This window comes from Moraxella sp. I5G (assembly GCF_055193055.1).
This window is the reverse complement of sequence record NZ_JBUXLH010000020.1, coordinates 1-10,664: the sequence shown is the minus strand read 5'-3', so window position 1 is coordinate 10,664 and position 10,664 is coordinate 1. Positions and strand designations below refer to the sequence as shown.

18 protein-coding genes are annotated in these 10,664 nt (G+C 31.5%); 2 read left to right on the top strand and 16 right to left on the bottom strand.

Annotated features, from left to right (window positions below):
* Positions 1 to 374: 374 nt before the first annotated feature.
* The 13 genes from ACZBKJ_RS09390 to ACZBKJ_RS09330 all read right to left on the bottom strand — a co-directional run bounded on the left by ACZBKJ_RS09390 (position 375) and on the right by ACZBKJ_RS09330 (position 5,837).
* A complete protein-coding gene (locus ACZBKJ_RS09390; protein WP_463200817.1) occupies positions 375 to 734 on the bottom strand; it encodes a DMP12 family DNA mimic protein in 360 nt (119 codons plus the stop codon).
* A 125-nt stretch (positions 735 to 859) separates the two neighbouring features.
* Entirely contained in the window at positions 860 to 1,192 is a 333-nt protein-coding gene (locus tag ACZBKJ_RS09385; protein ID WP_463200816.1) for a hypothetical protein, read from the bottom strand.
* A gap of 36 nt (positions 1,193 to 1,228) precedes the next feature.
* Positions 1,229 to 1,588: a hypothetical protein gene (locus ACZBKJ_RS09380; protein WP_463200814.1), complete on the bottom strand. Its 360-nt coding sequence runs from the start codon at positions 1,586 to 1,588 to the stop codon at positions 1,229 to 1,231.
* A gap of 60 nt (positions 1,589 to 1,648) precedes the next feature.
* Complete coding sequence (locus ACZBKJ_RS09375) at positions 1,649 to 2,218, bottom strand: hypothetical protein (protein ID WP_463200813.1); 570 nt, start codon at positions 2,216 to 2,218, stop codon at positions 1,649 to 1,651.
* Between the two features lie 19 nt (positions 2,219 to 2,237).
* Positions 2,238 to 2,633: a hypothetical protein gene (locus ACZBKJ_RS09370; RefSeq protein ID WP_463200812.1), complete on the bottom strand. Its 396-nt coding sequence runs from the start codon at positions 2,631 to 2,633 to the stop codon at positions 2,238 to 2,240.
* Between the two features lie 95 nt (positions 2,634 to 2,728).
* Positions 2,729 to 3,181 (bottom strand): DUF4279 domain-containing protein, encoded by a 453-nt coding sequence (locus tag ACZBKJ_RS09365; protein ID WP_463200811.1) that lies wholly within the window; start codon positions 3,179 to 3,181, stop codon positions 2,729 to 2,731.
* Positions 3,178 to 3,636: a polymorphic toxin-type HINT domain-containing protein gene (locus tag ACZBKJ_RS09360; RefSeq protein WP_463200819.1), complete on the bottom strand. Its 459-nt coding sequence runs from the start codon at positions 3,634 to 3,636 to the stop codon at positions 3,178 to 3,180. Before ACZBKJ_RS09360 ends, ACZBKJ_RS09365 begins: the two co-directional genes overlap by 4 nt.
* Before the next feature lie 42 nt (positions 3,637 to 3,678).
* Positions 3,679 to 4,023 carry a hypothetical protein gene (locus ACZBKJ_RS09355; RefSeq protein ID WP_463200809.1) on the bottom strand — a complete coding sequence of 115 codons (345 nt, stop codon included), beginning with the start codon at positions 4,021 to 4,023 and terminating at the stop codon, positions 3,679 to 3,681.
* Positions 4,008 to 4,340 carry a hypothetical protein gene (locus ACZBKJ_RS09350; RefSeq protein WP_463200808.1) on the bottom strand — a complete coding sequence of 111 codons (333 nt, stop codon included), beginning with the start codon at positions 4,338 to 4,340 and terminating at the stop codon, positions 4,008 to 4,010. Before ACZBKJ_RS09350 ends, ACZBKJ_RS09355 begins: the two co-directional genes overlap by 16 nt.
* Positions 4,321 to 4,827: a hypothetical protein gene (locus tag ACZBKJ_RS09345; protein WP_463200807.1), complete on the bottom strand. Its 507-nt coding sequence runs from the start codon at positions 4,825 to 4,827 to the stop codon at positions 4,321 to 4,323. The genes ACZBKJ_RS09350 and ACZBKJ_RS09345 overlap by 20 nt, the downstream gene beginning before the upstream one ends.
* Positions 4,790 to 5,110, bottom strand: a complete 321-nt coding sequence (locus ACZBKJ_RS09340) for a DUF637 domain-containing protein (protein WP_463200818.1) — start codon at positions 5,108 to 5,110, stop codon at positions 4,790 to 4,792. The genes ACZBKJ_RS09345 and ACZBKJ_RS09340 overlap by 38 nt, the downstream gene beginning before the upstream one ends.
* A gap of 197 nt (positions 5,111 to 5,307) precedes the next feature.
* The gene (locus ACZBKJ_RS09335; RefSeq protein WP_463200806.1) at positions 5,308 to 5,610 is read right to left on the bottom strand and encodes a hypothetical protein; all 303 of its coding nucleotides are present in this window, start codon (positions 5,608 to 5,610) and stop codon (positions 5,308 to 5,310) included.
* Between the two features lie 56 nt (positions 5,611 to 5,666).
* The gene (locus ACZBKJ_RS09330) at positions 5,667 to 5,837 is read right to left on the bottom strand and encodes a hypothetical protein (protein ID WP_463200804.1); all 171 of its coding nucleotides are present in this window, start codon (positions 5,835 to 5,837) and stop codon (positions 5,667 to 5,669) included.
* 413 nt (positions 5,838 to 6,250) lie between these two features.
* Between ACZBKJ_RS09330 and ACZBKJ_RS09325 the strand changes: the two genes are divergently transcribed.
* Positions 6,251 to 7,054 carry a ParA family protein gene (locus ACZBKJ_RS09325; RefSeq protein WP_463200803.1) on the top strand — a complete coding sequence of 268 codons (804 nt, stop codon included), beginning with the start codon at positions 6,251 to 6,253 and terminating at the stop codon, positions 7,052 to 7,054.
* Between the two features lie 18 nt (positions 7,055 to 7,072).
* A complete protein-coding gene (locus ACZBKJ_RS09320; protein ID WP_463200802.1) occupies positions 7,073 to 8,104 on the top strand; it encodes a ParB/RepB/Spo0J family partition protein in 1,032 nt (343 codons plus the stop codon).
* A gap of 511 nt (positions 8,105 to 8,615) precedes the next feature.
* On the opposite strand, the gene ACZBKJ_RS09315 is transcribed toward ACZBKJ_RS09320, so the two are convergent.
* The 3 genes from ACZBKJ_RS09315 to ACZBKJ_RS09305 all read right to left on the bottom strand — a co-directional run bounded on the left by ACZBKJ_RS09315 (position 8,616) and on the right by ACZBKJ_RS09305 (position 10,559).
* The gene (locus ACZBKJ_RS09315; RefSeq protein WP_463200800.1) at positions 8,616 to 8,888 is read right to left on the bottom strand and encodes a type II toxin-antitoxin system YafQ family toxin; all 273 of its coding nucleotides are present in this window, start codon (positions 8,886 to 8,888) and stop codon (positions 8,616 to 8,618) included.
* Positions 8,885 to 9,154, bottom strand: coding sequence for a type II toxin-antitoxin system RelB/DinJ family antitoxin (locus ACZBKJ_RS09310; RefSeq protein WP_463200799.1), 270 nt, complete (start codon positions 9,152 to 9,154; stop codon positions 8,885 to 8,887). The genes ACZBKJ_RS09315 and ACZBKJ_RS09310 overlap by 4 nt, the downstream gene beginning before the upstream one ends.
* 199 nt (positions 9,155 to 9,353) lie before the next feature.
* Positions 9,354 to 10,559 carry a RepB family plasmid replication initiator protein gene (locus tag ACZBKJ_RS09305; protein ID WP_463200798.1) on the bottom strand — a complete coding sequence of 402 codons (1,206 nt, stop codon included), beginning with the start codon at positions 10,557 to 10,559 and terminating at the stop codon, positions 9,354 to 9,356.
* Positions 10,560 to 10,664 lie beyond the last annotated feature (105 nt).

Genomic DNA, 10,664 nt, shown 5'->3' with positions numbered 1-10,664 from the left:
ATGAGTAATATAATCAACATATTTTATAATTTCTTGATCAAAAGCAGCGTGCTGAATAGTATGAACTAAAGCTTTTTGATAGGTTTCTGTTTGTGTTATATCTATCATGGTTTCTTTATATCCTTTTTGGTGGGATTGGTGGGATTGATACGAACCAGTTTAAGTTTTTTACTGTTTTTATCTACATAAGCTACGCCTTTACTATTATCTTACATACAATACCTATTAAAACCAATTTTCCATGATAATTAGCATGAATAATATTTTCTTTTTTTAAATACTATAAACTTTCACCAATATCTCTAGAAATATAATTTATCTTTAAATATCATTTAATTTTTTTTAAATATAACCACTTGGTTTTTTTCTACACTTCAAAGATAAAAAATAACAGATTTTTCATTACTTATAGCGTAATTTAATATAAATAATATTTTATTTATATTTCTATCTATCTTGATATTTGATTCATTTATTGATTTTATAATATTTTTCATAGTATCAAAGTCAAATATCCAATCATCCTCATATAATCCAAAAAGCCAATTTCCTGTTTCTTCAGATATTATTTCCCATAATCCTTCCTTTTGATAATATTTAACTTCATCTTCAGTTAAAATAAGAACAGTATTACTGCAGCTACGGTTATATGACCAATCAATCATCTCGGAAAAATCATCAATTTCAACCCCCTTTTCAAGACAAAAAATTGGACATAATTTAGTTTGTTTCATTTATCTATATTACCAATATGAGTTTGTTGTTGAACATATTTTTTAGCATCAGCACCTCTTCTAGAACCAGTAGAGACAACATGCCCTTATAATAATACTGTTAAATTTCTTTTATCAAGAACTATCTAGACCCCGATAACATATATTCCATCATAATCTTTTGCGCATGAATTATTAATAAATTCAATTACTCTATTGATAGATAATATAAAATCAATTTTATTTTTCTCCAAGAAAACCACCTGGTCATCACTTAACCAATAATAATTTAAATCTTTTATTTTATCTTCTTTAATAGAAGAAATTCTATTTTTTAATCTTAAAGATATATTAACTATATCTTGTTTGTTGTGAAAATTATGCCCCCAATGATAAAATTGGTATTTGTCTTTATCATCATAATAACAACGGCTAAAATCTTCCTGAATTAGAGAAAATAAATCTTCATTGATAACCAATGAATTATTATAGTCAATGATACCATCAATGGAATATCAAATCTGAAAATTTAATCCGCCAACTATATTGTTTTCTAAATATATATCAAAATTTATCATAAAAATATCCTTAATGTTTTCCAAAGGAAAAATAGTTCTATCTGGAGCTATATCAATATATTTACCATTTTTCTTGTATCTAATCACACCATAAGTCGCACCAGCAACGGAAGATTTTGTTGCACCCCTTAGATTTTGCTTAAAGGATACAGCCTTTCTTAAGTATTGTTCTATATTTTCTGCTCCAACTTCGGCTCCATGTTTATTAAAATGAGATTGTAAAGAAGAGATGCTGTCATTGTGGCTTCCTTTGTGCCAACTACTTACATCAATATTGCAACAATCCACACTATGCACCCACACCCCGAACTCACCAATATGGTAGGTGTGAAAATTTATGGATTCAGACTTGTAAATTTATGCTTTTACATTATTTTCATAAACTTTTAAAAAATCATTGAGTTTTTTAATATATATATAATTATCAAAATCCTTATAAATGCTGGTTATATCATCAAGAAATTGCTTTGTTTTTTTATAAATTTCCTCCAACCATATGTTAATATTGATAGGAGCCATCTCATTGATTATTCTATAATTATCTGGTAGTTTTTTGCTTAATAATTTTAATGTACCATCTTGATTATCACACTCAATAATTGAAATTTTTAAATATTGATTATTTTTTGTGAACAAAATATAGTTTTTGATATATGCACTATCTAAGTCATAACCAAGCATAATGTATTTATTATCGTCTTTCATTAACTCTATGTTAATTTTATTAAGATTAAAAAACCAATCAAACAAATCATCATTAAACTTAAATAGTTCAAATAATTCATCATCAATCATGCATTTATCTCTTAAATAAAAATCAAAGTCACTCTCAACAATAAAAACTCCATAAATAATTGGTTTACTAAGAATGTCATCATAGTTATCCATTAAAGACCTTTCGTTTATTCTATATTTGATACTTATCATATAAATTATCCTTTTTATATCAGAAATCGTTAATGTTATATTTATAATGACCGTAAGCCGTTGACACTTTCCCATCATTAGATATATTTATTGTAATTTTTTCTCCTCGATAAATAACCGTATGATTTCCACTTGTTACATTTTTACCAATAGCGTCTTGTTTTGCATATTCAGTAGCTTTTACTATTGTGTTTTGATCCCAGTTTTTATTAAAAAATGTTCTATTGCTTAGGTTTAACATATTAAACGCATCTTGCTTGCTTTTTCCTGTTTTATTCATGATTGTGTCAATTTGTTGCCTAATCTCATTGTAATCATGCCTTTTAATGATATGATCTTTAGTTGATTTACTCAACGGTTTTGATAGATTATCTATTAATTTCTGATCAACCCCACAACAATCCGCATTATGCACCCACACCCCATATTCACCAATATGATAGGTGTGGAAGAGTTTTGGAGTAGAGTGTGGATAAGGGCCTTTTGGTTCCTAAAAATAAACAAATTATCTTACCACTCATATGGGTAGAAACTAAAACTTAATTCTAGGTTTAAATCACTTAATAGCTTCATTTGTTCTGGCCATATTGCAGGCCCACCTGTATCCCCACTAGAAAACCAAACACAAGATATAAACATTTTATGATATTCTTGCAATTGAATAATAACCTCCTTGTTGGGATATATCTTTTCAAGAATGTAATCAATATGATTTCTGGCATCTCTTGATTTTATCTTATTCTCCGATGAGAGTTTCCATAAATCTAGATTAGCAATCCTTTTTCTCCCAAAAGAGTTTTCAATGATGTCTCCTTTGACTTGTTTATAACTGGGTGTAATATTGTTAATATTTTTGATATTATCAAAATTACAATAAACAATGAATTCAGCATAAACATAACCACACGATGGATAATCATATGTTATTGGTGTCATTCTAGAGTGTTTGTTTTTATCATTCATGGCATGTAATCCAAAATATTTCCATAATTAATTCCATTTTCTCCCACATAGTCTCCATTGGACATAATTTTCCCATGATGATTAGCAGGGATACCATTTTCTTTTTTTAAAGATTCCAAACCTCTGCCAATATCCCTAGAAGTATAATTTGTTCCCCAAGCCTCATTTAATTTTTTTGATGTATTGCCATTAATTTTATTACCCCCTTTCTGTAATAACCCACAACAATCCGCATTATGCACCCACACCCCATATTTACCAATATGATAGGTATGGAAATCTTGCACTTCAAAGTTGTAGACGGTTTCGGTGCGGTCTAGCTTGGCTTGGCTGATGATTGTAACATTGGCAAGCCCATGCTTGTCAAGTAGAATCATACCGGATTCTAATAAGGATGCTTTTAACCAGCCGATACCTTCCACCCAAAACGGATGTTCTGATGTGGTTTTAAAAATTTCTGTCGTGTTGTAATTTATATATTAAACTCTAATTAGAATTTATTCATCAATTATGTAACATTGATTTCTGTTATTATTTTCATTTAGAATTTTTAATTCTTCTGCATCAGTTGTTAAATTTGCTAATTCATCTAATTTTTCTAAGCTATTCTTATTGTGATATCTAATATAAATAATACCTTTATTTCTAATAATAAAATTGTAATTATAATCAATAAGTTCTTTGATATAACATAACCTATCTTCTTTCTCTATTTTTTCAAAATAAAAATATTCCCCATTAGGTTTTCTAAATACTTTTTCAAGCTCAACCCATCTGAATTGATAATAGTTAAAAATTACTATAGATAAAATTATAGCTATATAAATTATCTTTTTTCCCATTTTACATCGCCCCATTTTTTTAATCTTTCATTATAATTTCCACTAAAATTATAACTCCAGTTTGACTTCATATTAAATGATTTGGCATAACCTTGTTTTTCTAAATATGCAAACTTTTCATCATCAAATGTCCCTAACCCAATAACATTTGTTAATTTTCCTTTATCCCAATCATATCTATCATACCAAGAAACCTCAACTATACCATTAATAATAACAGTGTCTTTATTTCTATTGGCACTGAAACTCCCATAACTAGATAGTGTACTACCACCTGAACCATAATATAAATCTTTTTCAAAAAAACATTTCTGCATAAACAAGTTTATCAAAATGAATGTGAAAAGAACGCTTATTATTACTTTTCATCTTTTGTATTTCATTTATAATACCCTTTTCGTGTTTAATAAATCTGTCTTGATTAATCTTATCAGCCTTTGAAATACTTGAAAACTTCAAAAGAAATTCATCTTTTACTTCAAAATCCTTACCCTTCCCATTAATATAGTGATTTAAAGCATTTGGTGCTAATATTAAACCATGATTTCTTCCTTCTTTTTCTAGCTTTTTAACATCATTTAATATATTGGGAATATCTTCAGGAGTATATTCTCTTTTATTTTCAGAATAACCTCTCCCAATAGCATTCCACCTCACCGCCTCCCCCGTCTTATCCGTAGCGGTATTAACATCATTACCGCTAAAGGCGGCGGTGATGCCTGCTAATAACCTGGTTTGATTGATCAGTTTTTCACGCTGTTTTTCATCAATCACGCCATATTTTATTGACAACAAAATCGCCAAACATTTCTCCAACGGCAGCACCAACCGCCCCAGATTCGCAGTTCTGGCTATTGGCAGCAGCACTGATACAGCCTGTTAATGCAGCGGCAAGTTTATGAGAAATATTTTTGATAACCAGGTTTTGATCGCCGCCATCAGCATCAATATGTTTGACAAAATCGCTAAAAGCAGCAGCTGTTGCTGCATTTGTCAGCTGGCCTTTTAGGTTTTTGATAAGGGCATCTTCTAAATTAGTGCCATAAACAACATTTTCCAAAACGCCTCTATTTACGCCCTCACTAATGCTTTTGGCGACTTTATCACCAAAGACTGATTTTGTCGAGTTTTAGTAGGATATTTGGCAAGTGTTTTGTCTAATTTGACACTAACGCCCACTGTTGCCATTACAAAAAGCCAATGCGCGTACATTTTCCTTGCTGCCCAGCTCTTTTGGCAACTTTTACATTACCCTGATTATTAATTAGGCTAATGCTGGCTTGACTAACAAGTGCAGTAAATACTGCCCGCCATCGCTCCAACAGTTGCAGAAATTCCCGAGCCTGTTCCTGCCGTTGCCACCGCTACCGCCAGTGCAACAATCGCTGCCCCTTCGCTAGTCAACCCTTGCTGTGTATAGTTCCATTGCTCTTGGGTAAGAATAATTTCCGACCAATTAATTTTATTATTTTGGGCAAGTTCATTTAAATAACTGTATTCTGGAATTTTGCCAAGCTCTAAAATATTTTCCTTTAATGTACGTTTTTGGGCATCTTTTTCAATTACAAGGATTGGACATTTTGGCATCAGAAAATTCATTGACCGTTTCTGTGATTGTAGTTTTATGTTTGATTCTGCCATATTTAAACCAATTTATGATAATGATACTGATTATCCACCCCAACATCTAGTAAAAGATAGTGATTGGCAGCAATAGCAATCGCATTAGCACTGATTTTTGTATCTTGCAGAACTAAGTGATTATCGTTTGCTGTTTGTGTGGCATAATTAACCAAGATGAGTAAATCCAACAAGACCAAATCCTTGCAAATAGGGGGTTTTATTTCCTTAAAAATCACAAGAAAAAGGAAATTATCACAAAATTAACCACTGGCAAGAGCAAGTAAAGTGATAAGCAACCCCCCAAAAAAATTTTCAGAAAATTTAAAAATGTCAAAAAATGAAGTTATTCACAATAAAAGCGGGAGTTGCGGTTTTTTTAATAGTTTTTTTAGATAGAAAGGAAGCTTAACCCTGGGTTTTCAGGAGCTAAACAGTCTTTATAAACCAAAAAAACGAATTTAAAAAGCTACCAACTGTAAGATAACACCAACTGCCCACCAAATGATGATGTTAGCAGTTTTGGTCATAATATTTGAACTCAATTTTGAACTTAAAATTTAATTATGATACAATAAATCTAAATTATTTATCCATTCAAGTATCTATGACACAAAATAGCCCAGTTATCACCGTAGCTAATCATAAAGGCGGTTGTGGCAAAACCACAACGGTAGTTAATCTAGCTTGTGAATTTGCCAATCTTGGTTTAAATGCTCTGGTCATTGATTTAGACCCCCAAGCTAATGCCAGTCAACACTTATCAAAAATACACCCCAAAGATATTCCTGTATCCATCAAAGATGTGTTGATGAATGCAGATGATATAGAATTACTAAAACAAGCAATCTGTACAACAACAGTTTGCGATGGTGTACATCTAATTAGTTCAAATTTGAACTTGATGCTGATTGAAGACGAATTATTAAAATCAGAAATCCGCCCCTTTGAGGTATTAACCCAAATTATTAAACCGTTGAAGCTGGCTTATGATGTAATTATCATAGACACACCGCCCGATTTAAGGCTATTTAACAAAAACGCATTAATGTGTTCAACCCATTATCTGGTTCCTATTATTGCAGAAAGTGTTTATGATTTGTATGGCTCAGCACAACTTCAACAGTTTGTTAATAAACTTAAACGCAACAATCCACAATTAGAATTTTTAGGTGTGTTATTAACTCGATACGATCGACAAACCACCATGTCGAAAATTATCTCTGACGAAATTCACACGATTTTTGGAAAAATTCTGCCAATTCACATTCCGGCAACAACAGCGATTTCAAAATCCAGCTATGAAAAAGAACCTTTATCCATCATGAAACACTATGTAGGACATACTGCTTACCAAGAGCTTGCTGTATACCTTGCTCAAGAATTAAAATTAGTCAAAGAGATTCAATAAATATTTAGGAATAAAAAAATGAGTCAAACTTTTAAAAACCCTCTAGATATTTTGGAAAGCATCGCTAAAAATCCTGAGCTTATTAAAGAAACCTTAGTAAAAGATACAAAACCATTTACTCATAAAGAAAATTTAGCTAAACATGTTCAAAACCCACTTGTTGATGCTTTTACTGTTGCTGAAGGGCAATATGTAGCGATTTTTATTGATAAGATTTTACCCAATCCCAATCAACCACGTATTAATTTTGATGATGTTGCCTTATCAGATTTGGCGCGAGATATCGCTGCTAATGGACTTATACAGCCCATCATTGTTAGAGAATGCCCACAACAAAAAAATCTTGACGATGAAGAATATTTTTATATCGTGGCGGGTGAAAGACGTTGGCGTGCCTTAAAATTATTAGGGCAAGAGTATGTACCTTGTGTTATCAAAACCTTGGATGATAAAGCAAATGCAACCATGGCATTAAGTGAAAATTTAAGTCGTGAAGATTTAACAGACTTTGAAAGTTATTTGGCACTTAATCAAGTCTTAGCTTATTGGGACAGTCGTCAAGAATTAATGGCTCATATTGGTATAGCCAAAGGAAAATTTTATCGGTTTTTAGCATTTGATGAGTTTTCAAGCAAAGTTCATGACTTATTAAAAAAACATCCAAGTTTAATTACTGCTGCAACCGCTCAAAATCTAGTTAAACTTAAAAAAGATAACCAGATTAGCGATGCGCAATTTCAAACAGCCTTGATTGATGTTTTAACAACATTATTGCAATCAAATAAATTAAGTGACGACCATAAAAATGACGTCACTCACTACAAAAAACATCATGGCTTACAAAGCAAGATTTTACACATGGTAAAAGAACAGTTGCTGCAAATAGATAAAAAATCATTACCAAAATCTACTGTTTTATATACCGCCAAAAAAGGCAAGGGTAAAATTCATTTATCCCATAAAGGCGATATCATTACATTAAAAATGAACAAAAACACATTTGATGAAGATTTTGCACAGTTATTTGCTAACATGGAGAAAATAGAATAACTATTGTATTTAATTTTCACCACCGTAAAACTACCAAATTCAGGTAGCGGAAGATAAACCAAGATAAAGATGGTTTTGATAAATTCTATTTATCTGTTTTTAACTTTTAAAATTTCTAAATTGGTTTATTTTTATCATCTTAAGATTAAGGTGGTTTTGAAATGACCACCAACCCTCTTTTTTTACGCTGGATGTAACTAAATGCTCACCACAGCTTGTCATTATGTAATTAACACTTTTTAAAGGAAAAATCAAATAGCCTAGATTTATAAAAAAGATAGAAATAATAGATTTGATTTATTAAACAACTAATTAAAATAAAAATCAATCTAATTAGATTTTAATGATTTTAGCATTTAAAATTTAGTATCATCTGATAAGGTAGCTAAATTGGTAGCGCCTAAATCAATAATAACCTCTTTGACCAAAATAATTTCTTTGATTCACCATAAAAGATTTATCGAATACCCTTTTTAGCAGAATCATTAAATAAGGTTTTATGCAAGAAAAATCAGCGATTACTTAATGTTTTAAACAAGTTATTGTGATTATCTACAGCAATTAACTTGACACTATCTTTGGTGGTTTGGTAGGCGAGGAGCATATCGGGTTTTAAGTGACACTCTCTGTATTGGCGTAAGTTACCCTGTAAAGCATGGTCTTTATACTTATTAGGAACTGGTAAATCATTAATCAAAGCATGAAGCACATCAATTAATTCTGACGTTAAGCCTAAATTTTTCAAATCCTTATCAAATTGGCGTGTGGTCTCAATTTTTTTCATTTAAACGCCTTTACAAAGTCATCCAAACTTTCATATGTGGTTGTTTCACCATTCTCTAGTTCAGAAATTGCATTCAATAATTTTGCAGTGGGTTGTTTTTCTATTGCTTGGTAGTCAAAAGATAAAGGAATTTTATGGGTCGCAACCACTTGATTAAAAAATAATTTAATAGCTTGAGTTGGTGAAAGTCCATAACTTGCTAAAATTTGGGTAGCTTCCGCTCTTAAATTTTCATCAAGACGAACGTTAAAATTTGTAGTAGCCATAATTTGCACATTTTTTACCTATTATCTGCAATCATATTCTACATAATTTGCATTATATTTACAATATAAAATTCTTAAATTTCTGACATAAACCCCCATTTAAATCAGCAATTATGGTAAAAACCATTAGAGCAAAAACCTAAATTAAGTTAAGCTTACAAAAGAGGGGGTTTGTCTTCTTTTTTTGAACCCCCCATTTTCATGAATTTATTTTGTCTAAAAACTTTAAATTCAAAGATTTAAAATAAGACAAATCCTCAAATTTATTTTTTTCCAGCTCAAACACCCCCCTAAAATTGCCCTGCTCATAACGCATTTTTTGGAGGCTGGCGCGCATCTTTTGCGGATTGATGTTATTTGCAATGTAGGCGTTAATCAGCGTATCACTGGCTAAAATCTTTTCGTATTGCTGCCTTGCCAGCTCTAATTGCTCTTTTTCACGTGCTTTTTGCGCTTGGCGTTCGGCTTTTTTGCGCTCTTTTGCTTCTTGTTCGGCTTGCAAGGCGTCACGGTGTGCTATTATGCCTTGATTGATAAGGTTTTGGATATGCAAAGGGTCAGTAATGCCCTTTTGTTGTGCGTATGCTTGCTTTTGGGCGATAATATCGTGTTCTTGGTCGGTTAGGTTGTTTAAATCAATATTTGCAGTGGTTTGGTCTTGATTTTTATTGTTTTTAGCAGTTTCTTTTTTCTTAAATTTTAATTCAAGATGAGTAAATTTTTTACCTGTTTTCAGTAGTGTATATTCAACCTTGTAAGGGGATCTTTCATTGATTTCCTTAATGGCTGTTTCAATCACCCAACGATTTAAGTCCCTTGTTGCCTTATATTTATCGTCCAAATCTAAGCGTTGGCGTAAATCATTAAGACTAATTTTAGTGACTCCTGTTGATTGGAATTGCATGATAAATTCATAAAATCGGTAACTATAATGACTGCTAAAACCTGCAATTTCTGTTAATTTATATTTGGTAAAATTAGCGGTCAAATTAGTCAAAAATGGTAATACTTGATGTGAAAACTGAATGCCATACACCAAAGATTTTTTATCAAGTAATACCAATTCATTAGCAGGTAATAAGCCTAATTTGTCAGCGATTTCTTTATTAACTTTACCAATACTTTGAACCCAACGAGTTTTAAGGTATGCTCCATTATTTTTTATAGTTATCATTCTATCAAACAGTCTTTGAATAGCCTCCTCCATTTCGCGATAAGCGGTTTTAGGGTGCACGCCAAGCGCAATAAAATCATCAGCATTTACAAGGTAAATGCGGTCATCACGCAAAACACCGTTTTTAGGCACTTGTGTGATTGCAGATAAAATCAGCCGTTGCTCATTGGCGGTTAAGTAGTAGCTTGCTTCAACTAGTGCATTTGCCTTTACAATTAAATCTTTACTCATTTTTCTAAAGTTTCACAACAACAAAAGAGAGATTTGCATTTTACTCTTAAAAAGAGTAATTATAAATCCCTCTCATTTGAGTAGTCAATCCCTCTCATTTGAGTA

Excerpts from the sequence above, each read along its gene's own strand:
- ACZBKJ_RS09365 (WP_463200811.1), bottom strand. The coding sequence starts at position 3,181 with ATGAATGATAAAAACAAACACTCTAGAATGACACCAATAACATATGAT.
- ACZBKJ_RS09325 (WP_463200803.1), top strand. The coding sequence starts at position 6,251 with ATGACACAAAATAGCCCAGTTATCACCGTAGCTAATCATAAAGGCGGT.
- ACZBKJ_RS09305 (WP_463200798.1), bottom strand. The coding sequence starts at position 10,559 with ATGAGTAAAGATTTAATTGTAAAGGCAAATGCACTAGTTGAAGCAAGC.
- ACZBKJ_RS09320 (WP_463200802.1), top strand. The coding sequence starts at position 7,073 with ATGAGTCAAACTTTTAAAAACCCTCTAGATATTTTGGAAAGCATCGCT.
- ACZBKJ_RS09315 (WP_463200800.1), bottom strand. The coding sequence starts at position 8,888 with ATGAAAAAAATTGAGACCACACGCCAATTTGATAAGGATTTGAAAAAT.
- ACZBKJ_RS09350 (WP_463200808.1), bottom strand. The coding sequence starts at position 4,340 with ATGCAGAAATGTTTTTTTGAAAAAGATTTATATTATGGTTCAGGTGGT.
- ACZBKJ_RS09375 (WP_463200813.1), bottom strand. The coding sequence starts at position 2,218 with ATGATAAGTATCAAATATAGAATAAACGAAAGGTCTTTAATGGATAAC.
- ACZBKJ_RS09335 (WP_463200806.1), bottom strand. The coding sequence starts at position 5,610 with ATGCCAAAATGTCCAATCCTTGTAATTGAAAAAGATGCCCAAAAACGT.
- ACZBKJ_RS09310 (WP_463200799.1), bottom strand. The coding sequence starts at position 9,154 with ATGGCTACTACAAATTTTAACGTTCGTCTTGATGAAAATTTAAGAGCG.
- ACZBKJ_RS09355 (WP_463200809.1), bottom strand. The coding sequence starts at position 4,023 with ATGGGAAAAAAGATAATTTATATAGCTATAATTTTATCTATAGTAATT.
- ACZBKJ_RS09390 (WP_463200817.1), bottom strand. The coding sequence starts at position 734 with ATGAAACAAACTAAATTATGTCCAATTTTTTGTCTTGAAAAGGGGGTT.